General features: G+C 48.4%; 23 protein-coding genes and 1 other RNA gene. 20 read left to right on the top strand and 4 right to left on the bottom strand.

The window, feature by feature from the left end; translation table 11 throughout:
• Window positions 1-107: 107 nt before the first annotated feature.
• The 8 genes from L9W92_RS03305 (at window position 108) to L9W92_RS03340 (ending at window position 5,742) form a co-directional block, all read left to right on the top strand.
• Window positions 108-791: an InlB B-repeat-containing protein gene (locus L9W92_RS03305; protein ID WP_240082317.1), complete on the top strand. Its 684-nt coding sequence runs from the start codon at window positions 108-110 to the stop codon at window positions 789-791.
• On the top strand, window positions 788-1,261 hold the full coding sequence (locus L9W92_RS03310) for an S-layer homology domain-containing protein (RefSeq protein WP_240082318.1): 474 nt from the start codon (window positions 788-790) through the stop codon (window positions 1,259-1,261). Before L9W92_RS03305 ends, L9W92_RS03310 begins: the two co-directional genes overlap by 4 nt.
• On the top strand, window positions 1,258-1,374 hold the full coding sequence (locus L9W92_RS03315; protein ID WP_240082319.1) for a hypothetical protein: 117 nt from the start codon (window positions 1,258-1,260) through the stop codon (window positions 1,372-1,374). Before L9W92_RS03310 ends, L9W92_RS03315 begins: the two co-directional genes overlap by 4 nt.
• 463 nt (window positions 1,375-1,837) lie before the next feature.
• On the top strand, window positions 1,838-2,041 hold the full coding sequence (locus L9W92_RS03320) for a putative signal transducing protein (RefSeq protein ID WP_240082320.1): 204 nt from the start codon (window positions 1,838-1,840) through the stop codon (window positions 2,039-2,041).
• Window positions 2,042-2,156: 115 nt separating this feature from the next.
• Window positions 2,157-3,080, top strand: coding sequence for an N-acetylmuramoyl-L-alanine amidase family protein (locus L9W92_RS03325; RefSeq protein ID WP_240082321.1), 924 nt, complete (start codon window positions 2,157-2,159; stop codon window positions 3,078-3,080).
• Window positions 3,080-3,730 carry a coenzyme F420-0:L-glutamate ligase gene (locus tag L9W92_RS03330; protein ID WP_240082322.1) on the top strand — a complete coding sequence of 217 codons (651 nt, stop codon included), beginning with the start codon at window positions 3,080-3,082 and terminating at the stop codon, window positions 3,728-3,730. The genes L9W92_RS03325 and L9W92_RS03330 overlap by 1 nt, the downstream gene beginning before the upstream one ends.
• A gap of 33 nt (window positions 3,731-3,763) precedes the next feature.
• Window positions 3,764-5,215 carry an aminotransferase class I/II-fold pyridoxal phosphate-dependent enzyme gene (locus L9W92_RS03335; RefSeq protein WP_240082323.1) on the top strand — a complete coding sequence of 484 codons (1,452 nt, stop codon included), beginning with the start codon at window positions 3,764-3,766 and terminating at the stop codon, window positions 5,213-5,215.
• A gap of 80 nt (window positions 5,216-5,295) precedes the next feature.
• Window positions 5,296-5,742 (top strand): Hsp20/alpha crystallin family protein, encoded by a 447-nt coding sequence (locus tag L9W92_RS03340; protein ID WP_240082324.1) that lies wholly within the window; start codon window positions 5,296-5,298, stop codon window positions 5,740-5,742.
• Window positions 5,743-5,943: 201 nt separating this feature from the next.
• Here the strand turns inward: L9W92_RS03340 and L9W92_RS03345 are convergent, their stop codons facing one another.
• Window positions 5,944-6,954 carry an aldo/keto reductase gene (locus L9W92_RS03345; protein WP_240082325.1) on the bottom strand — a complete coding sequence of 337 codons (1,011 nt, stop codon included), beginning with the start codon at window positions 6,952-6,954 and terminating at the stop codon, window positions 5,944-5,946.
• A 136-nt stretch (window positions 6,955-7,090) separates the two neighbouring features.
• Here L9W92_RS03345 and L9W92_RS03350 point away from each other — a divergent pair, with 136 nt between their 5' ends.
• The 7 genes from L9W92_RS03350 to L9W92_RS03380 all read left to right on the top strand — a co-directional run bounded on the left by L9W92_RS03350 (window position 7,091) and on the right by L9W92_RS03380 (window position 13,366).
• Window positions 7,091-7,783, top strand: a complete 693-nt coding sequence (locus tag L9W92_RS03350) for a tRNA (adenine(22)-N(1))-methyltransferase (RefSeq protein ID WP_240082326.1) — start codon at window positions 7,091-7,093, stop codon at window positions 7,781-7,783.
• Window positions 7,774-8,892, top strand: a complete 1,119-nt coding sequence (locus L9W92_RS03355) for a Nif3-like dinuclear metal center hexameric protein (protein WP_240082327.1) — start codon at window positions 7,774-7,776, stop codon at window positions 8,890-8,892. The genes L9W92_RS03350 and L9W92_RS03355 overlap by 10 nt, the downstream gene beginning before the upstream one ends.
• A gap of 76 nt (window positions 8,893-8,968) precedes the next feature.
• An RNA gene (rnpB, locus tag L9W92_RS03360) (RNase P RNA component class A) lies at window positions 8,969-9,323 on the top strand.
• Between the two features lie 237 nt (window positions 9,324-9,560).
• Window positions 9,561-10,733 (top strand): putative sulfate/molybdate transporter, encoded by a 1,173-nt coding sequence (locus L9W92_RS03365; protein WP_240082328.1) that lies wholly within the window; start codon window positions 9,561-9,563, stop codon window positions 10,731-10,733.
• 228 nt (window positions 10,734-10,961) lie between these two features.
• Window positions 10,962-11,612, top strand: coding sequence for a PAQR family membrane homeostasis protein TrhA (trhA, locus tag L9W92_RS03370; protein ID WP_240082329.1), 651 nt, complete (start codon window positions 10,962-10,964; stop codon window positions 11,610-11,612).
• A 77-nt stretch (window positions 11,613-11,689) separates the two neighbouring features.
• Complete coding sequence (locus L9W92_RS03375; protein ID WP_240082330.1) at window positions 11,690-12,730, top strand: inorganic phosphate transporter; 1,041 nt, start codon at window positions 11,690-11,692, stop codon at window positions 12,728-12,730.
• 12 nt (window positions 12,731-12,742) lie between these two features.
• Entirely contained in the window at window positions 12,743-13,366 is a 624-nt protein-coding gene (locus L9W92_RS03380; RefSeq protein ID WP_240082331.1) for a DUF47 domain-containing protein, read from the top strand.
• Window positions 13,367-13,462: 96 nt separating this feature from the next.
• Here L9W92_RS03380 and comA read toward each other — a convergent pair whose 3' ends face one another.
• Together comA and L9W92_RS03390 are read right to left on the bottom strand one after the other, a co-directional pair.
• Window positions 13,463-14,263, bottom strand: coding sequence for a phosphosulfolactate synthase (gene comA / locus L9W92_RS03385; protein ID WP_240082332.1), 801 nt, complete (start codon window positions 14,261-14,263; stop codon window positions 13,463-13,465).
• A gap of 111 nt (window positions 14,264-14,374) precedes the next feature.
• Window positions 14,375-15,688: an MFS transporter gene (locus tag L9W92_RS03390; RefSeq protein WP_240082333.1), complete on the bottom strand. Its 1,314-nt coding sequence runs from the start codon at window positions 15,686-15,688 to the stop codon at window positions 14,375-14,377.
• A gap of 84 nt (window positions 15,689-15,772) precedes the next feature.
• Between L9W92_RS03390 and L9W92_RS03395 the strand changes: the two genes are divergently transcribed.
• The 5 genes from L9W92_RS03395 to L9W92_RS03415 all read left to right on the top strand — a co-directional run bounded on the left by L9W92_RS03395 (window position 15,773) and on the right by L9W92_RS03415 (window position 21,746).
• Window positions 15,773-16,876 carry a Gfo/Idh/MocA family protein gene (locus tag L9W92_RS03395; RefSeq protein ID WP_240082334.1) on the top strand — a complete coding sequence of 368 codons (1,104 nt, stop codon included), beginning with the start codon at window positions 15,773-15,775 and terminating at the stop codon, window positions 16,874-16,876.
• Between the two features lie 162 nt (window positions 16,877-17,038).
• Window positions 17,039-17,674, top strand: a complete 636-nt coding sequence (locus L9W92_RS03400; protein WP_240082335.1) for a methionine synthase — start codon at window positions 17,039-17,041, stop codon at window positions 17,672-17,674.
• A complete protein-coding gene (locus L9W92_RS03405; RefSeq protein WP_240082336.1) occupies window positions 17,667-20,084 on the top strand; it encodes a homocysteine S-methyltransferase family protein in 2,418 nt (805 codons plus the stop codon). The genes L9W92_RS03400 and L9W92_RS03405 overlap by 8 nt, the downstream gene beginning before the upstream one ends.
• A 122-nt stretch (window positions 20,085-20,206) precedes the next feature.
• Window positions 20,207-21,223, top strand: coding sequence for a hypothetical protein (locus L9W92_RS03410; RefSeq protein ID WP_240082337.1), 1,017 nt, complete (start codon window positions 20,207-20,209; stop codon window positions 21,221-21,223).
• 79 nt (window positions 21,224-21,302) lie between these two features.
• Window positions 21,303-21,746 carry a DUF441 domain-containing protein gene (locus L9W92_RS03415; protein ID WP_240082338.1) on the top strand — a complete coding sequence of 148 codons (444 nt, stop codon included), beginning with the start codon at window positions 21,303-21,305 and terminating at the stop codon, window positions 21,744-21,746.
• Here the strand turns inward: L9W92_RS03415 and L9W92_RS03420 are convergent.
• Window positions 21,703-22,272: a hypothetical protein gene (locus tag L9W92_RS03420; RefSeq protein ID WP_240082339.1), complete on the bottom strand. Its 570-nt coding sequence runs from the start codon at window positions 22,270-22,272 to the stop codon at window positions 21,703-21,705. The genes L9W92_RS03415 and L9W92_RS03420 overlap by 44 nt on opposite strands.
• Window positions 22,273-22,294: the final 22 nt, after the last annotated feature.

Raw genomic sequence — 22,294 nt, forward strand, 5'->3', positions numbered from 1 at the left:
CCGGAGATGCCGCAGGGGTAACGGCAACCGTCACCTACAACGGCGGCACCGGCCAATATGACGTCACGCTTGCCAGGGGTAGCGCAACCGGCAGCACGAGCCTTACCATGACGGTGAACGAAGTGGTGACTTACACCGTCACCGTAGTAAACGGCACAGGCGGCGGCAGCTACGCACAGGGTGCGACGGTATCTATTATCGCAAATGCGGCGGCCAGCGGCCAGACCTTTGATAAGTGGACATCAAGCGACAGCGTTACCTTTGCAAATACAAACAGCGCAACCACCACCTTCACAATGCCAGGTAAAAACGTGACCGTCACGGCGACTTATAAAAATACGGGCGGCGGTTCCTCTGGTGGTGGCGGCACTCCGTCAACACCGTCAGCGCCGGAATATAACGCGGACGTGAAAGCGGAAAACGGCACAGAAACAACGCTTCCGGTCACGGTAGACAAGGATGCCGGAACCGCACCGGTAGACGCAGGCTCTCAGAACCTCGCTCAGGACGGAACAGTCATCACGGTACCTTCCATTCCCGATGTTAATACCTATACCGTCGGCATACCGGTTCCTGAGCTGTCAACGACTGATGCTCAAGGTACGCTGACCCTTGATACGGACACGGGCAGCGTCACCGTCCCGTCCAATATGCTGACAGGCACTCAGGGAATCAGCGGAAGCAAGGCGGAAATCTCCATAAGCCGAGCATTGTTATCTGGTACATTGACGGCAGCGGCAAGGCGGTATCAGTACCCAACGGACGCTACGACCCGGCCACGGGAACCGTGACCTTCTTTACCACCCATTTCAGCGAGTATGCGGTAGCGTATAACAAGGTGAGCTTCAACGATGTGGCTCCGAGTGCCTGGTATAACAAAGCCGTGAGCTTCATCGCGGCAAGGGAAATTACAAGCGGCACGGGCAACGGCAATTACAGTCCTGAAGCGAAGCTGACGTGCGGAGAATTCATCGTCATGATGATGAAAGCCTACGGAATCGCGCCGGATGCGAACCCGACCGATAATTTCTCCGACGCAGGCAACACCTACTACACAGGCTATCTGGCGGCGGCCAAACGCCTTGGAATATCCGCAGGGGTAGGCACGCGCCGGGCAAGGAAATCACCCGTCAGGAAATGTTCACTCTGCTGTACAACGCGCTCAAGGTCAGCGGCCAGCTGCCGGAGGGGGACAGCGGAAAAACGCTCGACCAGTTCACCGACGCAGGACAAATTGACTCATGGGCAAAGGATGCCATGACGCTGCTGGTCAAGACCGGCACCGTCGGCGGCAGCGCCGGAAAGCTCACCCCGCTCAGCACGACCACCAGAGCGGAAATGGCACAGGTGCTGTATAATCTGTTGGGGAAATAAATATCTAAATGATTCAATAGGCTGTGAGACTTCAAATCTCGCAGCCTATTTTGCTCTAAGCAAAGAAAAGAAGCCACAAAATCTGTGACTTCTTTCTTTTCCGTATCGGTTTGGGGTATGGTCAATAAGTTTCCCTATTAAACCGTGCCTTTACCGGCGGGTTTTTTTAACCCCGGTGTCCCCATGGCCGGCGAAATTAATACAAATTTAGATTTAAGGTAGATTTTAGGTTCAGCTAAGGTAACCTTTTCTTAGATTTAAGGCTGCGGCTGTTGAAATTAAAAACAAACAGACTCTAAATAAAGGGAGAATGTTGGCGCGAGGATAAAGTTGCAATTTAATTGAAAAAGAATTAAAATTAATAAGTCGTTTTTGAGTTTTTTAATTACTTTTCTTGACTTTTTGAGTTGTAATTGCGTTAAATTCGCCACATATGAAAATTTGATATGAGGAGATGATAACTATGGATAAGCTAGTGACTATCGCGACATATCTTAATGTGTCTGAAGCACATATTGTGAAAGGTCTGTTAGAAAGTGAGGGCATTCAGGTTTTTATTTATGATGAACAAGCAACTATTAATTTTGTTAATTTAATTGGTGGCGTAAGATTGGTTGTTAAACAATCAGATGTCGAAAGAGCGAAAATAATTATCAGTCAGAATTAAATTTTTTCCGTCAGCCGATAAATTGACAGGAAAAATACAACGATTAAAGAATCTTATTTAGATGTTATTTTAGACAATGTTTCTGGTTCTAAAAATATGGCAGGGAGGGTCCTTTTTGTCTAATCAAAAAGCACCGAGAATAACTAACATGTGGTCAAAAACTGTTGATGGGGAAAAAGGCGAGTGGCTTTCCAAAGTAATACTTGAGTCGACGAGGCCATATACTTATGGTGCCAGAAACGCAGGCGACAGGGTTATTTTCGCAGGTAAAGGCGTTGTTTTGAATATGCCGGAAGGAACGACAGAGATAAACGACGGACTATTACGCGCATTGATCGCAAAACAGGATGGTGAAAATGCCGTTTCAGTGGAAATGGTGCTGGAACACCCGGCGGAGTATCGCTTGACTGCTCTTGAAGGTTTTCCCTTCCGGGTGGAAATCAACTTGGAACGCTCTTTTGTCGCCAAGTTATTCGGGGGGAAAAAAATTGTCATAGACCCCGGTCATGGCGGTGAAGACGCCGGCGGGAAAGGACCTGTCAGCCTTCAGGAAAAAAACGTGGTTGTGCCTATTGCCAAGAACCTGGAGAATATCCTGCGCCGGGCAGGCGCGGATGTTGTGCTTACTAGGCATGGTGATGAAAATATTACTAGGGAAAGGAGATTGGATCTGGCCAGAAAGGCAGGCGCCGATTTATATATCGGGGTCCACAACCGCTCTTGTACCGACACTAATGAAGACGGCATTGCCACGCTGTATGCTCCCGCCAATAAACAGAGCGCCGTTTTGGCCCGTTACGTCCAGGAAGGATTGGTTAATAAACTCAAGGCTGCTGACAGGGGGACAGCGGAACAGGCGCAGTTGGCCGCACTCAGTGAAATACCGGCGATAGAGGCGGAAGTGCTGACCATAACCAACTTGGTGGAGGAGGTATTTCTGCGCGGACTGTCGGTGCAAAAAAAGGCGGCGGAAGGGATTTTCAACGGTCTTATAAGATACTTTGCCCGAAACGGCGCAAATTTTAAGGGTGATTTTTGATGATCTCCGGAAGAATTCCGATTAAAACACACATCGTTACAGATAAAGACGATATCGTGGAGGTGGCGAAAAAATACGCCGGCGAGATAACCTCCCCGGGCGATATTATAGCCGTCGCCGAGAGTGTCGTGGCTATTAGTCAGGGACGGGCTATCCTGCCGGAAACGGTGAAGCCGGGTTTGCTCGCCCGCATTTTATGCCACTTTCCAGGTAAAGAAGGTAGTCTGGCCGCGCCGCCGTCCATTCAGGTGGCCATACGGGAGACCGGTTTGCCGCGTTTTCTCCTGGGAGTGGCGGCAGCGGGACTGGGCCGCTTGGTCGGGCGAAGAGGAGATTTTTATCGGGTGGCCGGTCGTCATCTGGCCCAGATTGACGACTTCGCAGGCACTATGTGGCCTTTTGACAGGCATATCGTCCTCGGTCCGAAGGACCCGCAAAAAGTGGTGGACAGGATCAAGCAGGCAACCGGAGCCGAGGCGGTTATTACCGATGTGAATGATTTAGGAAAGGTAGATATCCTGGCTGCCACCGACGGTGTCGCCCGGGAGATGCTGTTCGACTATCTTAAAGACAACCCGCATGGCAATGATGACCAGCAGACACCGATAGTGGTGCTGATATCTGAACAAAACATGAGAAATTTTGCTTAAAACACGGTAATGTCAATAGAAGGATGGGAATGAATGTTGCTGGATCAGAATAGAACACCTCTTTTTGACGCTGTGAAGTATCATGTAAAAAGAAATGCTGTTCCGTTGCAGATACCGGGCCATAAACATGGAAACGGACTCGAAGAATATAAGGAATTTGTCGGCGAGAATGTTTTGAGAATGGACTTGAACCAAACAAGAGGCATCGATATAATCTGGGACCCGGCTTCCGTTATTACGGAAGCTGAAAAACTTCTTGCTGAAACATTTCAAGCAAGTTCCGCTTATTTCCTGATCAACGGCACAACGTCGGGTGTACAGACAATGATTATGAGCACTTGTAAGCCTGGAGACCAGATCATACTGCCTAGAAACGTCCATAAATCGATCTTCAACGCTCTAATACTTAGCGGCGCGAGACCGGTTTATGTACTCCCGGAAATCAGCGGCGAACTGGGCATCGTACTTGGTGTCACGGAAGATAATCTACGCATAGCGGTAGAAGAAAATCCAAGCGCCAAAGCAGTGCTGGCAATTAATCCGTCATATTATGGAGTCGCATCAAACCTCAAGTCAATTGTGGAGACGGCACATCGCGGCGGTATGTCGGTCTTGGTGGACGAAGCCCATGGCACCCACATGCATTTTCACGATCATTTCCCCTTGTCCGCCATGAAGGCCGGGGCCGATATAAGCGCGGTAAGCCTTCATAAGACCGGTGGTTCGATGACTCAGAGTTCGGCGCTTCTTATTAGGAACAGCAATATTGATCCGGTCTATATAAAGCAGGTGCTTAATCTCGCTTATACAACCAGTCCATCTTATATTCTACTGTGCTCCCTGGACGTCGCCAGAAAGCAGCTGGCTATCAGAAGCAGAAAAATACTAGATCAACTCTTGGAGCTGTTGAAGTGGTCCAGGGAAGAGATAAATAAAATTGACGGGCTCTTCGCGCCGGATAAAGTGTTTTTTGAAGAGTCCGGGCAATTTAGTTTCGATGAAACAAAGCTATTGATAAACGTCCGGAAAATCGGGCTTACCGGTTACGAAGTCGAAGAAATGTTGGCTAAAGACTACAACATACTTATTGAGCTTGCCGACATGTACAATATCCTGGCTATCACAGGTTTGGGAGAACGAAAGGAATACCTGGAAGCTTTAATAAACGCCCTGACAGACATAGCCCGGCACACTGAAAGAAGAGAAATCAAAAAAATTGAAGCCGTGCAGTTTAATCCGGAAATTGTCCTGCAGCCGAGAGAGGCGTTTTACAGCCTTAAAAAGCCGGTGCCCCTTGAACAATGCGCCGGGGAAATATCAGGTGAAATGATCATGGTGTATCCGCCGGGAATTCCTCTGGTCAGCATGGGAGAAGTGATAACGCATGAAATTATTGAATACGTAAAGTTGCTTAAGCAGGAGAGATGCACGCTCCAAGGTACTTTCGACCCGTATGTCAATAACGTAATGGTTTTGGACAGATAATGGCAAAGTATTTTGCCTCAACTGCTGACGCATAATTATGTCACCTCCAGGTAAACTAATACAAAAAAGGAGGTGTGTTAATGGATCTTATAAAGTGGGATCCCTTTCATGAACTGACGGGCTTGCAGTCGTCTATCAACAGGCTTTTTGATGAAAACTTTCGTCATCCGCGGATGCTTGCGGGGACACTTGCCCATGGATGGGCCTTCCCGGTGGACATCAAGGACACGCCCGACGCAGTTTTGATTAAGGCGGAAATTCCAGGCGCGAACAAGGAAGATATCCAAGTTACTTTTAACGACAACCTGCTGACTATACGGGGTGAGCGCAGAAAAGAAGAAAAAGAGGAAGGGGCTAATTTTCTCAGGACGGAACGTAGCTACGGCTCTTTTAGCAGGTCTTTCACGATGGATATACCGGTGAAACACGATGAAATGAAGGCGCGCTACCGGGACGGCATCCTGGAAATTGTCCTGCCAAAGGATATGGATGCGAGAAAAGTGGGGAAGAACATCGAGATACAGTAATAAAGCCGTAGAAGAAGCCTTGAATATTAAAAATTAATTTTGTGGGAACCCGGTGCATAAAAACCGGGTTTCCTTCTATAAATTGCCCGGATTAATTTTTAAAGAATAAAATATACGCCACCTATAGTGGGGACGTAAAATTTATTGAAATCATAGCATCTTTTTGATAGTTTTAATATGGCAAGCAATTATTGGATACTGCTAGTTGGCCATTCTGGCAGCGGCATCCTTGAGCATTTGACGAATGGGCAGGCTATAGGGGCATTTTTCTTCGCATTCACCGCACTCTAAGCAAGAATCCGCGTTGACCGGCAGTCCCCGGTAGCGCTCCCTGGCCCAGTTCTGCAAATCATATCTCGTATAATAGCCGTCAAGTAAAAAAATCGTGGCTATGTCGATACCCTGGCTGCAGGGCAAGCAATACTCGCAGCGGCGGCAAAAGGCCGCGCCTAGTTTTTCCTTTTCTTTTTCTAACATTTGTTTCTCAGCGGCTGATAACGGGGCGGGATTACTTCCCGCGGAGGCGTTTTCCTCCACTTGTTTGAGAAAATCCATACCCGGTATTACGGTAGAGACGGGATATTCCAGGATATAACGTAAAGCCGGACCGGCCTTTTTTAAAGCGCCCCCGGCAAGCGGTTTCATAATAATAACGCCCGTGTCCGTTTTCCCAGTGTCGTGCAATAATTCATTTACTCCGGCTGTCTCAATCGCGTTAAAGGGAAACTGCACTGTTTCTATTTCTTTTATTTTAATCGCTTCCATCAAATAGCTCTTAATATGCCCGGTAATACCTATATGTCTTATTAAACCATCCTGTTTTGCTTTTGTTAAAGCGGCAAGAGCGCCGTTCTTGCTGAATACTTGCTTTAACGTCATTTCATCCTTGACATTATGCAGCTGGTAAATGTCAATGAAATCTGTTCTCAATGCCTCCAGGCTTTTTTGAATGTCGGCGGCCATGCCTTCCCCGGTTCTGGACATGGATTTTGTCGCAATTACCGCTTCTTTTCTCCTCTTTATTAAGGCGGCGCCCAATTTTGCCTCACTATCGGTATATCCCCTGGCTGTGTCGAAAAAATTTATTCCGAGATCTAACGCCTTGTTTACGATTATACTGGCATCTTCTTCGGTAACTCGCTGAATCGGTATACCCCCAAAGCCGATAACAGAAACTTTTATTCCTGTTCTGCCGAGTTTTCTGTATCTCACGGAGCTCACCGCGGGAGTATTATAACATTACTGTGAATTATTATTAAGTGTTAAACTGATTGCGTGATTATGGATGTTTGTCTTTTCGTGAAAAGTAAATTATACTGGTTTCTGAAAGATAAAGCGGAGGTGTTTCATGGAACTGGCAAAACGCCTGGCCGCCCTGGCCGCGTATGTGCCGGCGGGCGGCATTGCGGCCGATATCGGGACCGATCATGCCTACCTGCCTATTTTTCTGATTGAGGCGGGCATAAGCGAAAAGGTTATTGCCACCGATTTAAATCCCGGTCCGCTTGAATCCGCGAAGCGGGCGGTTGAAAAGCGCCATCTCGAAGACCATGTGGACCTCCGCCTCGGAGACGGCTTGAAGACGCTGCTGCCGGGCGAGGCTGAAGTTTTGGTCTTGGCCGGTATGGGCGGCAATACCATAAAAGAAATCCTGGCTGCCGGGCCGGGAGTTCTCAAGAGTGTGAACAGGCTGGTTATGCAGCCGATGGCGGATGCCGGCGACTTGAGAATTTGGCTTGCCGGAAACGGTTGGAAAATTATCGGCGAAAAACTAGTTGATGAAGACGGCAGGCTATACCAGATAGTTGTTGCCGAACCCGGCCGGGAATTGTTTGACGATAAATTATGCCTTGAACTGGGGCCTCGCTTAATTGAGGGAAGGGACCCGCTGCTGAATGCTTATCTTGGTAAAATAATCGAACAGTACGAGCGGGCGCTAAGCGGAATGGCATCCGGGAAGAACAATGCCGCGCGGGAAAAGGCCGGGCTGCTGAAGAATAAACTTGAGCGCATCAGGAAGGTGGTGGGAAGATGCCTGTAAGTTGCCGGGACATATTTAGCCTTATTGAAAAACTTGCGCCGATATACCTGGCCGCGGAATGGGACAATCCCGGCCTGCAGGTTGGCGATCCGTTTGCGGAAATCGAACTGGCCATGTTGACTTTGGATATCAATATTGATGTTGTTAAGGAGGCAAAGTTTAAAGGCGCCGGGTTGATTATCAGCCATCACCCTTTGATTTTTAAGCCGCTTAAATCGCTGCGCTTTAACCGGCCCGACGGAAGACTTGTGGAATATACCATAAAAAACAACATTACGGTGTATACCGCCCATACCAACCTGGATATCGCTGACGGTGGAGTCAACACCGCCTTGGCGGAAAAACTGGGGCTGAATGAAACCACGGTTCTGGAACCGGCCGGCCGGGAACAGTATGTCAAGCTTGTAGTGTTTATTCCGGCCGGACATGTGGAAGCTGTGCACCAGGCTATATCCGAAGCCGGAGCGGGATGGATCGGCAAATACAGCCATTGCGCTTTTCAGACCCGCGGCACGGGAATGTTTCAGCCCCTTACCGGCACGAAGCCTTTTATAGGAGAACAGGGCAAGTTGGAATCGGTTGAGGAGGCAAGGCTGGAAACAATTGTTCCAACAACCGGATTAGATGCTGTTATCCAGGCCATGTTAAGGACTCATCCTTACGAAGAAGTGGCCTATGACGTGTATTCGCTGAAAAACCCCGGCCCGGCCTACGGGTTGGGGAGAGTCGGCAGTTTAGCCCGCCAGGTGTCTTTTCGCGAATTCGCGCGGACAGTAAAGGAAGCGCTGGGCTTGCCGGCGGTCAGATTGGGCGGTAAATCCGAAAGCAAGGTCAAGAAAGTCGCTGTTTGCGGGGGAGCGGGAGCCAGGCTTTGGCCTGCGGCCCTCCGCGCCGGCGCGGATACATTTGTCACCGGAGATATCAGCCATCATGAAGCCCGGGATATGCTGTCGGCCGGCCTGAATTTTATCGACGCGGGTCATCATGGCACCGAGCATGTGGTTTTGTCCGCGCTTAAGGAATACCTGGAAGAGCAGTGCCGCATGAGCGGGCTGAAGGTCAAAATGGTTTTATCCGATACGGATACCAACCCTTATACTTGCATGTGAGCCCGGAATTGTCTTGAATAATGCGTTTCTTTGCATATTGTTTGTCCGGATGTTATAATGAACATAGTCGATTAAGTGAGTAAATCAGATGATCGCGGGCGCCGGGCCGAAAGGTGGCGTCTGAGGAAAGTCCGAGCTCCGCAGGGCAGGGTGCTGGGTAATACCCAGTGGGGGCGACCCCAAGGAAAGTGCCACAGAAATGTAGACCGCCACTTCCCAAGTGGTAAGGATGGAACGGTGCGGTAAGAGCGCACCAGCGGCCGGGTGACCGGCCGGCTAGGTAAACCCCACCTGGAGCAAGACCGAATAGGGGAACATTTGCGGCGGCCCGCCGTTGCTTCCCGGGTAAGGTCGCATGAGTCGCGCTGGCAACAGCCGTCCCAGATAGATGATCATCCACGACAGAACTCGGCTTATGATTTGCTCACTGATAACTTTTTTACGGTTAATAATTTTGTGATCTTTGTTATGGCTTACTGAAGTGATTTATGCATCACTTGGTGAGCCATATGCTTTTTCGGCTGATATCAACGCGCATTTCATCGAATTCCTTTATATCTCTTATAGCCTTTAACAGGCCAATTCCAGTTGGACGTTTTAAGATAACAGGAATTGTAGTTTGTGCTGTCTAATTATATAATGAGGTTAAAAATAGCAATTATGAGGGGTTGAGTTTAATATCGCAACCGGAGGTAACTGAAACGGCGGCAGTTAAAACCCCGCGTAACCTCTTTGATCGTTATGAGTGGGCCGGCGCTTTCGGCGATTTGGGAACCCTTATACCCTTTGCCATGGGCTATATTGTGATAATGAAGATAGACCCGCTGGGTTTGCTGGTTGCATTCGGCATCCTGTTTATTTGTTCAGGATTGTATTATCGAACCCCAGTTCCAATTCAGCCCATGAAAGCGATCGGCAGCGCCGCGATTACCCAGGCGGCTGTTATTACGCCCGGTATGGTCTGGGGAGCCGGCATTTTCACCGGTATATTCTGGCTGGTCATGGGCTTGACGGGTACTCTTGAGATCATCTCCAGAATAGTTACCAAACCGGTTGTCAGGGGTATTGTTTTAGGTCTGGGTCTATCCTTTATCATGGAGGGCATTAAAATGATGCGGTCCGATTTCATCGCGGCCGTTATCGCCCTGGTAATTACTTTTATGCTGCTTGCCGGCAGGCGTATCCCCGCTATGTTTGTCTTATTGATTATTGGATTAATTACCACTCTGGTAAGGAGTCCGGAGCTTTTTAAAGAATTGTCCGGTATCCATTTCGATTTCCAACTGCCCCGCTTTGTATTGGGACAAATCACCTGGTCCGACTTCGTCAAAGGTACGCTTATTTTGGGCATTCCCCAGGTGCCGTTAACCCTCGGCAACGCCGTTATAGCTATAACAGCCGAGAATAACAGGTTGTTTCCTGAACGGCCTGTCACCGAAAAGAAAATTGCTGTTTCCCAGGGGATTCTAAACCTCTTTTCCACATTATTGGGGGGTATCCCCATATGTCACGGCGCGGGAGGCATGGCCGGGCACGTTCGCTTCGGCGCCCGGACCGGCGGCGCCTTGATCATCCTGGGAGTTGTTTTATTGGCAACCGGCCTTTGTTTTAGCAGCTCAATACTGCTGATATTTAAAATTTTCCCTTTAAGCATATTGGGGGTAATTTTATTCTTCGCCGGCTTGGAGCTGGCTGCTTTCGCCCGTGACGCGGGCAGTGAAAAGAGCGATTATTATACGTTGTTGATAACTGCCGGATTTGCCACTTGGAATATGGGCGCCGGTTTCATAGCCGGAATAATAATTCAAGAACTGTTTAAAAGAAAGGTGTTTAAAGTTTAGTCTTTTTCTTTAAGCAAAGAAGAAGTATAAAAGCAAATTATTAAACTATACTATATTATTAAGGAGAAAAAATTCCTTGTTGCCTTGTGCTTTAGATGCTAAAATAATAAGTAACTGAAAAGATTGCAGCGATTATTGCAGAACGTGGATTGAGTTTTGTTTACTTGCCAATTTAAATTAGCGCCTGTCTGGAGGCGTTTTTTTAATAATATAGGGTGAAATGAAATTATGAAGAGTTTTTTAAAGATGAGGGAACCGGTGAACACGTGGACACATTTTGTCACTTTCATCGCGGCTTTGGCAGGCCTGGTGCTGCTCATTATTCTGGCTAAAGACGATGTTTCAAAGTTGGTAACCCTGACGGTTTACGGAATCAGCGTTATTGTGTTGTATGGAGCAAGTTCTTTATACCATTGGATTAAAACAACGCCGCGCAAAAATTTGGTGCTGAAAAAGATAGATCACGTGGCGATATACTTGTTAATCGCGGGATCATACACGCCGGTGCTCTATTACGGACTGACAGGAGCATGGAGATTGGTGATGCTCATAGTAGTCTGGGTATTGGCGATAACAGGCATTTTGTTGAAAATGTGGTTTATTATGGCGCCTCGTTATGTCTCGGCGGTTTTTTACCTGTCATTAGGCTGGATAGCTTTGGTGCCGATGGTCCAGTTGTTTAAAAACCTCCCGTTCGGCGCGATTGTTTTAATGTTCACAGGCGGCATCCTCTATACGATAGGGGCGATTATTTATGCCGCCAAATGCTTTGACTTTTTTCCGAACCATTTTGGATTTCATGAGATTTTTCACTTGTTTATCATGGCCGGAAGCATTGTTCACTTTGTTATGATGGTGCGATATATAGTGCCGCTGTAAATTCCGGCGCTGTTGTTTAATTATTATACAAGTAGTTATTTTTTATTGCAGTTTTGTATTACAGGAGTTACTACGGCATGGTTTCAGACATGATCATTTTAATAGCCGTCGTGGTAGCGGCGGCGCTTGTTTTCGCGCTGACCAACGGTTTGCATGACGCAAGCTCGGTTGTGGCCACGTTTATCGCCTGCGGTGCGGGAACGCCTTTGCAGGCGGTGGGATTGGCGTCCGTATTTGGTTTGCTGGGCGCGCTGTTTAGCGGCAGCGCGGTGGCGGACACTGTCGCCAAAATTGTCAGCCTGCCGGTTCAGCCGTCATTGCTCAGTGTGTTGCTGGCTGCTTTGTTAGGCGCGGTTGTATGGAATTTAATCACCTGGTATCTCGGCCTCCCGTCCAGCTCCACACACGCGCTGGTAGGGGGGATTGTCGGAGCGGTTTGGGTTTCAAGCGGTTGCGAGCATATCTTATGGGGATGGAAGGAACTTATTTATACGCATCAGTTGACTGGCCTCGTGAAAGTATTTTCAGCCTTGTTAATTTCACCTGTGCTGGGTTTTGCGATAGCTTACTGCCTGCAAAAAACAGTCAGCTTTTCTTTGAAAAATGCCAGGTTCGCCGTTAACAGGCGGCTGAAAGGACTGCAATGGATCATGGCGGCCTTGCTGGCCTATAGTCATGGCGCTAATGACACCCAAAAAATAATGGGACTGATCACCCTGGCCTTGCTGGCCGGCAATCTCCTGCAGCAGCAGATTACACCCGAATGGGTAAGATTATCCGGAGGGATGGTTATGTTCGCAGGCACGTTGTTCGGCGGCTGGTCTATTATGAAGACCTTAGGGCAGGGTATCTTTGACATCCGGCCTATCCATAGTTTGAATGCACAAGTATCCTCAGGCGGGGCGATCATGTTTGCCACCGTGCTGGGAGTGCCAATATCGACCACGCATGTGGTTGCGGGCAGCGTAATCGGTGTCGGGGCGGCAGACGAGTACCGCATGGTCAACTGGAATATCGGCAAGGAAATGATGGCCGCCTGGTTTGTGACAATTCCCGCTGCGGCGGTCGTCGGCGCTATATTTTATTATCCGGTAATTTGGCTGGTTGGTTCATGGTAAAGGGGATGTGATATGGGAAAAAAGAGCTTCTTGGACAGGTTGTTTCCCGCCAAGTACGACTTTTACGGCATGCTGCGTGAACAGGCCGAAGTAACGGCGCGGGGAGTTAAAACCATGCTGGCATGGCTGGAAGCTCCCTCAACTGAAAAATTCGACCTGGTTATTAATCTGACCCTGCAGGCAGATACAATCCGCATGGACATGGAAGAAAAATTAATTGAGGCTTTCACCACGCCCTTTGACAGACAGGATATCTACTATATTTCAGTGCGCATGGACCGGATTATTGAACATGCCCGGATCGCCCTGCAATCTATCAAAGAATATGACGTTCAGCCGGATGAGTTAATTGTTAAAATGGTACGGGAATTAAGTGAGGGAACATATACGTTTGCGCAGGCGGTGGCTTTATTGGAAAGCGATCCGATTCAGGCGCGGAATCAGATACAGATGATCCGTAACGCTCATAAGGCTGTGGAAGATTATTACCAGAAGGGTATGGCCGCCATATTTAAAACGGCGGATGCCATAAACGCGATAAAACATTACGAAATAAATTGTCAGTTGAGAGACGCGGCTAATTATTTAAGCCATTCCGTGGACATTTTGCACAGGATCGTCGTGCGCTTAGTATGAATAATCGGGTAAATTCCGTCAACGTGACCGGGCAAATCCCAAAAAACCGCGGCGTCCGGATTTAACTTCCGTATATGCCACGGCTTTATTGCGTGCTTATATTACCGATCTCAGGGTGTCGCTGCGTAGGCCGACGCGCAGCGCCTCCAGCGCTATCACCTCACGGGGCGGGATGTTGCCCAGATTGACGTCGGGACCGAAACGCAGGATCAGTTCTTGCTGCTGCTCTTTGAGCGGCGCTTCCCAGATTAACAGTTCCGGGCTTTCCACGGCCGACAGGAGCAGAGCCAGGTGCTCTTTTGTGAAATGTCCGTCTCCATCGTAGAATCCGGTATTTTTACCGGATTCCCGGCCTTCGACAATGACCTTGTAAGCGCCGTTTTTCAAGTCGAGTTGAATTTGTTCAGCAGAATCTTCGATAGGCGCTCTGTCCAGGGGGTTCTTTTTGCCGATTTCCGTTAAGACCTTGAATCCTTTTTCTGCGGCCAGGGAAATTGTACGCGCTCTCACCTCCGGAGAAATATGCAGCGTGCCGTCCGAGACTTCAACCGCCGTGTAGCCCAAAGCTTTCGCCAACATTAAAAATTCCTTCAGCTTATCCTGCATAATGGCAATTTCCAGGAAAGTCCCACCGGGATAAATATCTACATTAAATTGTTTCGCCAGGTCGATTTTTGCTTCAAGCGCCTTTTGCGGGTACAAGGCTGAGGTGCCGAAACCAAGCTTTAAGAAATCGATGTAATCGCCCGCGGCATGGAACAAGTCCTTTGTTTCCTCCGGTCCGAGGCCCTTATCCAGGAGCATGGTGAGACCTTTATGACGCGGCTTTTTGCTGCGGGTGTCGAGGGGGAAACGCAGTATTTCCAGCCATGCGTTGCTAGTGGAATTTTCGCCCATGATATTACTCCTTTCCGGTCATATATGCTCTTCTATAGTATTCTTGCGGAATAGAAAGGTTCCCTGTTAAAACGATTGTTTAGAATACCGCCAGGTGAAGCCCGTCAGTGCTTATTTCGCCGGTTTTTTCGCCGGATTGATTTTTAAACCGATAGTTGACCACAGACCTTTCTTAGCCTGCGGGGCGGTTTGTTTTTGGGTTTCCGCGTTACCCGGGTCTTTGATAAAAACCAGAGCCGCTACGGCAGTCAGCAGGGCGAGCGCGGCTGAACTCCAGAACATCAAATTGGTGCTCCTGGCCATCAGAAAACCGTAAATGGGAGGCCCGAAAGCCACCCCTAAAAACCTCACGCTGCCGTAAAGCGAAGTGACCAGACCGCGTTCTTCCATGGAAGCGGCACTCGTAATCAAGTTGTTGAGACAGGGGAGCGCCATGCCGGTACTGACGCCGACAATGGAAATAGCGAGGAAATAGATAATCACGCCTTTGGCCAGCGGCAGGAAGGCGAGCGCGGCGGTCATTATGGCCAGGCCGGCCACCACCAGGAACTTCATCAGGGTTTTTTTCTTTTTAATAATAAAACCAGTCGCAAATGAAGTAGCGCTCATGAATAACACCGGAATGGCCAGGGCAAGGCCTTTAATTATTCCATCCAAGCCAAACTGCTGTTCCAAGTATTCGGAGAGGTAAAATAAAATCCCGAAGAGGACCATCAACACGACTGCCCCGGCCAGGTAGGACGACAAAAGCAAGCCGGCTTTGTTATTAAAGATATTTTTTACGGATTTTAAGTACTCCGACAACTTTTGCTGCGCGCGGTTGGATTCGGGTTCTTTAACCAGCAGCCACATCCCGATCACGACGGGGATAACAATAACGGGAAAGAAGATAAAAGCGGTGTACCAGGCAATCAGGCCGATGGCCGCACCAAGGACGGGACTGATCACTTTGCCGAGACCGTTGGAAGACTCCATCGCCCCCAGAGAGCGGCTGCGCTCATTCCCCTGGAAAAGATCGCTGCAGAGAGCCATGGCTATCGGCGCGGTGCCGGCCGCCCCGGCGCCTTGCAATATCCTCCCTGCCAGAATGACGGAAAAAGCTTGTTGTTTCAAAAAAATGGAAGCGAAAGCGGCAATCAGCCCCCCGAGGCCGTATAAGATGATGGCGGGAATGATCACAACTTTTCTGCCGTAACGGTCCGATAAAAAGCCGGCTACCGGAATAATTATGCCGGCTGTCAATGAAAACAAGGTGATCAGTAAACTAGCGGCGATAGGAGTCAAATTCAACGCGTTTCTGATATCGGGCAGGACGGGAATAAGCATTGAGTTGCCCAAAACCATGATAAACGGCACGCCTGCCAGCGCTGTTACAGAAAGCCAAAAATTATTTTCCGTTTTTGGTGCGTCATTTTTTTTTGCCAAGTCAGGTCCTCCCAAAATGTTTTAATATGATTTGATTATCAGGAAACAATAATAATTGAAACTAATAAACGAGGTGATGATAGAATGAAAAAATTAAGAGTCGGGATTATCGGCGCCGGGATGGCTTTTGAACAGTTGCATTACCCGGCTTACCAGGAGCTTTCGGATAAATTCGAAATTGTCGCCATATGCGATCTAAATCCCCAAAAAGCTAATTACTGGGTGAAGAAATTGAATCTTGCTCAACAAAAAGATTACTCCGCATACAGGAGCATGGTAGTCAGGGACGATCTTGACGTCATTGATATTATGGTCCCAATCGAGCTAAATTATAAAATTACTGAGGATGTCGCCTCACTGGTATCAGGCTCCCGGAAGTGGATCATTTGTGAGAAACCGCTGGCCGCAACCCCTGAGGAAACCAAATCAGCCATGGAACTGCCGGAAAAATACCATGTGCCTATTATGATTACGGAAAATTACAGATATAATGAGGAAACAAATATAATCAGGGATTATATTAACGGAGGAAGAATTGGCGAGGTTTTATATTTCATGCAAAACAGAGTGGTTAATTTTCTGGAAGACATGAATATGAACAAGTTTCCCTCCACGGAATGGCGTCAGCACCCGGAATTTCCCGGCGGCGCTATCCTGGATACCGGTGTCCACGATATTGCCGCCTTAAGACATATTTTTGGCGCGATTGATAAGGTCCAGGGTTTTGGAGTGCCCCAGGGCTATGATTTTTCCCCATATGCAGTTATTTGCGTGAACATGCTTTTCAAGAGCGGCCTGATTGGCCAGTTTTCATTTTTCTGCAGCGGGAAGGAAATGCAAAGACCGTGGATCGGCTTGCGGATATTTGGCACGAAAGGCATGATTTATTTGGAGGAAAGAGATTGCGGAACCATAAATATCGCTTACAACGACGGTCATCTGGAACAAATACCGTACCGGAAGCAGCGTGGTTACTACAATGAACTCCTTAATTTGTACCAGGCGGCGGCCGGAAACGAACCGATTTCCGTTACTCCCGAACTGGAATTCGGCGATACCAACACGATATTTCAAATTCTTGAAGCAGTGCGCGAGGGTGAAACGATGCCGGTTGACCGGGAAATTGACTTTATCCCGGCGTATGACCTCGAACGCAAAACACAAGCGGTTTACGATCGTTATCATTAGGAAATTTCCTTTCCCGCCCGCCAAGTGGCTTAAATTATTATTTCTTTTTACTTGCCAACTAATTGTTTTTTACATAAAATAACATTATCGCCCTGCAGAAGGAAAATCGGCATGGGCTTCGAAATATACAACATTAAGATAAACGGTGGTGCTGATTGACTTTTGAAAGAACCGGACGTCAAATATTTTGAGCATATTCCTGTTGCGCCCGACAGGAATTTAATACTCACGAGGTTGGGATACAGGAAGGGAACAACCGCGCTCAGTGAAAAAGACAACATATTTATAGAAGCGGCGGTAAAAAGAGCGCTTCTTTTATGTAATGCAAAAGGAGCTTTTTGCCGAAGCAGTATTAATGAGCGTTCAGCGGGCAGGGTCGTTCTGGAAAACGGCATCGAACTGCTCAGTGAAAAGCTGTCGCTTTTTTTGCAGCAAAGCAGTGAAGCTGTTTTAATGTCGTCCACCGTAGGGAGGGAAATCAGCGATAAAGTTGCTGAGGCGATGAAAAATGGTGACGCGGCTTTAGGTCTTATTTTTGACGCGGTGGCATCCCAGAGTGCGGATGCGGCTTTAGACTGGATGATGAAATTTATTGACAAAATAATAAAAACAAAAGGGAAAGTCTTGACAAAGCGCAGGTTCAGCCCTGGTTACGGAGATCTTGACCTTTTTCATCAAAAGGTTATTTACGATATTCTCGATCTAAAAAGAATTGGTATTTCTGTGACGGAAAAATTCATGCTTGAACCGGAGAAATCAGTTATAGCGATTGCGGGGATTGAGGTGTCACATGAATAAAGATACATTTAGACAAATGACGCAGGGGAAAATTGTATTATTAGACGGCGCGACAGGAACCGAGCTGCATAAAAGAGGTATACCGAAAGAAGCATGCCCCGAGCAGTGGGTGCTGGAACATCCCCATGTTCTTAAGGAAATTCAAAGTGAATACATCGAGGCGGGCTCTGATATCGTTCTGGCCTGCACCTTCGGCGGAAACAGGATTAAATTAAAAGAATTCGGACTTCAGGACAGGGTTTTGGAATTTAACAGGGCGCTCGCCGGAATATCTAAAGAAGCGGCGGGTGCAAGATGCCTGGTCGCAGGCGACCTCGCGCCGACAGGAAAGTTTGTGGAGCCTTTTGGCGATGCGGGATTTAATGAAATTGTTGATGTCTATAAGGAACAGGTTCAGGGTCTGCTGGCCGGCGGCGTTGATCTTTTTGTTATTGAAACCATGATCGATCTGCAAGAAACCAGGGCTGCCGTACTGGCCATCAAGGAAACCTGTGACCTGCCGGTAATCGCCAGCATGACCTTTGATACCGGCGCGAAAACCTTGACCGACAGCGATCCTGTCACAGTGCTGATCACCCTGCAAAGCCTGGGTGTTGACGCCGTTGGCGCCAATTGCTCCACCGGGCCCAAGGACATGTTAAAGGTAGTTGAGCTTATGGCGCCGTACGCGAAGGTTCCGATTATGGTGAAACCAAACGCGGGATTGCCGAGGCTTGTGGACGGGCACACGGTTTTTGACATGGGACCGGAGGAGTTCGGCAAATACGCGGTTGATTTCGTTGCCAGAGGAGTGGGGGTGATCGGAGGATGCTGCGGCACCACTCCACAGCATATAAAAAGTGTAAATGAAAATATCGCGGGGCTAAAGCCTGCCGGACGAGAGCCCAATCCCTACAGGGCGCTGACTTCTTCCAGAAGAACCGTTTTTTTCGGAGACACTTATCCGGTCACGGTGGTGGGGGAGAGGATTAATCCGACCGGCAAAAAAAAGCTCAGTGAAGAGCTGAAAAACGGCAAGCTAACCGAGGTCAGGCGTTTAGCCGCGGAGCAGGTGGAAAACGGCGCGGAGATCCTGGATGTAAACGTGGGGATGCCTGGAATTGACGAGAAAAAAACCATGGTGGAAGTGGTCAAGTTATTGAGTAATGTTGTGGAGTGTCCTTTATGTCTGGATTCTTCCTCGCCCGATGTTCTCGCAGCCGCCCTGAGAATTTATCCCGGAAGAGCTTTGATTAATTCAATATCGGCGGAAAAAGCGAAAATCCAGCGGATGCTCCCTATCGCGCGCAAATACGGAGCCATGTTTATCCTGCTTCCTTTAAGTGACGAGGGCGTTCCGGAGCAAGCGCGGGAAAGGTATGAGATAATTGAAAATGTGATAAGCGAAGCGAAGAAGCATGGCTTTGAAAATAGCGACATTGTGGTGGACGGACTGGTCATGTCGGTTTCTTCAAATCAGAGCGCGGCGGAAGAAACATTGAAAGTGATCAGATGGTGTGCCGAAAAGGTTGGCTGCGCCACTATCGCCGGACTGTCCAATGTGTCTTTCGGTTTGCCCAGGAGAGATTACCTGAACTCGGCGTTTCTGGCCATGGGGGTTGGCTGCGGATTGAGTATGGCGATAGCTAATCCCTCCAGTGAAATGATTATGGATATTAAGGCGGCTTGCGATGTTTTGACCGCCAGGGATAAAAACAGCTTGGCATATATAAAAAGGTATAGCGAAGAAAATGCGGAAAGGCCGAAAAAAGTTGAACAAGACAGTAATTTGCAGACAGTGGATCGGATCAAGCTGTCCATACTTGAGGGAGACCGGGAGAATGTTGTGGGTTTAATCGAGGAAGCGCTGGCGGAAGGCGTCAAATCTGGTGTTATTATTGATGATTACCTGATACCTGCCATCACCAGGGTAGGTCATCTTTACGAGGAAAGAAAATATTTCCTGCCGCAGCTCATCCAAAGCGCCGAGGCGATGAAAACGGCCTTTAACTACTTGGCGCCCCTGCTTGCCGGGGACCGGGAGAGAAACGGCAAAAACAGCCCGGTTGTCGTCCTGGCGACAGTTAAAGGCGACATTCATGATATTGGAAAGAATATCGTGGGGTTGATGCTGAGAAACAACGGATTTACGGTACATGATTTGGGAAAGAACGTGAGCGCCGAAAAGATTATCGGTGAGTCGAGAGAGTTGCAGGCGCGAATCATCGGACTTTCCGCCCTGCTGACAACCACCATGGTTGAAATGAAGACAGTTGTTGAGCTTGGCAGGAGCGAAGGCCTGGATGTCAAATATATGGTTGGCGGAGCGGTAGTCAATGAAAGCTTCGCGCGGGAAATCAGGGCGGATGGTTATGCGAAAGACGCTTACGAAGCGGTCAGGCTCGCGAAAAGATTAACCGGCCTGGAGTAAAGCGTGATGCACTGCTGTCTTGAAGGGCGAACATGAGCCCGTTGGTAAGCGCTATATAGTGCGACCCGAATCTATTAAAAAAAGGGGGGGTTGAGCTGACCTCAAAAATTGTCTTTCAAATTATGCATGTCGAAAACACATTTCTTGATCCGCGCGCGGATTTTCAGCCAATTACGATAAAAACACAGGTGCGTACCGATCCTCTTACCGGTAGAACCGGCCACTTTTCACACTTTGGAGCGATCAAGCCGCAAAAGCTGGATCTGGATAAATATCTGGAGCCGCGAATCAAAGGCTTTTGTCCATTTTGTGGCGACAGGAGGAACCATGTCACGCCCATGTTTCCTGAGGGATTGTTTCGTAAAGGCCGCCTGGCGAGGGGGGAGGCGCTGCTTGTTCCTAATCTGTTTCCATATGATGTTTACAGTTCAATTGTGATCATGACTGACGATCATGTTGTGTCATTAGAGAGCTTTAATGACGATAAAATATATGACTCGTTTTCCCTGGGAATTGATTTTCTTAAAAGAGTCAGGGGGAAAAGCCCCTCGGCACCATATCAGGTGATGGCGTGGAATTACATGCCGCCTTCCGGGGGCGGGCTGGTTCACCCGCACCAGCAATATTTCGCCACGGAACACCCGGGAAATCAGTTTGCGGACGAATACAAGGCTGCGGAATCATTTTACCATAACCATCAGGTAGACTACTGGACGGAATTAATAAAAGAGGAACAGCAGCATGGCGAAAGGTATATCGGTCAAGTCGGAGACACGCACTGGCTGGCGTCATTTGTTTCGCTAGGAATGCTTGGGGAAATCATGTGTGTGTTTCCCGGTGTCTATTGCCTTGATGATTTTACGGATGCGCATATCCGGCGCCTTGTTTCAGGGCTCCGAAAAATATTTTGTTATTATCTCAAAAACGACATTTACAGTTTTAACGCATCCTTATACTGGGGCGCCGAAGGCCAGCAGTTTTTCCCTGCCCACTTCCGGATCGTGCCGCGAACATTTCTCAATACCAGGGATTACGCGCCTGACATAAATTTCTTCCAGACAGTATTGCAAGAGCCTGTGTCAGTTGTTTTACCGGAAGACTTGGGCAAAGAGGTCAAACCATATTTTGTTAATAGGTAATTCGGTTAAAAGGGTGTAAAATATTGTACTTTTGTGATAAAGTTACTTAATAAGGGTAATGGTGGGGGATGGATGCTCTTTGAATCAATCGGTCATTATTTTGCTGGTTGTCGCTATTCTAGGGTTAATCGGTAAGAACGGCACAGTGGCGGCGGCGGCGGGTATTTTACTGGTCATCCGGCTGTTTATCGGAGAGCGGCCTGTCCCATTCCTGGAAGAGTATACGCTTAAGGCAGGCATTACCGTCATCACCATGGCAGTGCTTGTGCCCTTCGCCACGGGAGAGGTGGGCATACAATCACTTTTGAACACGCTGAAAAGCTCCGCCGGCCTTATAGCTGTACTAGTCGGTGTGGTTATCGCCTTTCTGGGGGGGAAAGGTGTGACTTTTCTGACCGATCAGCCGCAGGTGCTGGTTGGATTGCTGATGGGCACAATCATCGGTGTGGCTTTTTTCAAAGGCGTGCCGGTCGGCCCGCTTATCGGCGCCGGGATAGTGGCGGTAATATTATCCGCACAATAAACGGCTGGTTTCCCTCTTTTTCACGTTCCCGTGAGTCCATTTCCACCAAGTCGCTTATGCGCCGGTCTGTCAGCAGTTCTTGCCAGCAGTGAGCCACTGCATCAATAAAATCTTGTCTCAACGGTGTTTTTCTTTTGATCAAAGGACACGTGTAGGGCAAATATAGTGTTTCATAGATTAATAAAAGAGTGCCGTCTTTTAATAAATGCGGCGCCAAGGGGAAAAGGCGGCAATTCAGCGGACGGTGTTTCCTGGGACAGGGCTTGGTGCAGCAGATAAAGTATACCGGGTTGTTCCATGATGCCGGAAAATCATCTTCCCCTGGGTTTCGCCGCTCCCAACGCAGCCAGTCCTCCTCCCTCGTGAACATCTCTTCTTCACCCGGATACAAATACATTCCCAGGGTATTATTTTTATCCGGCCGGCAACAAATTTTGCCGCACAGCTTGCCGCAGTCATCTGCCAAAGGGGTCATATTTTCAGTTATGTTGTAGAGTTTTTGGTAATTTACGATTTTCGCCGACATATATTTATTATATCATTACTTA

Origin of the sequence: Pelotomaculum terephthalicicum JT (genome assembly GCF_022410535.1) — a bacterium.
GTDB lineage: Bacteria > Bacillota > Desulfotomaculia > Desulfotomaculales > Pelotomaculaceae > Pelotomaculum_D > Pelotomaculum_D terephthalicicum.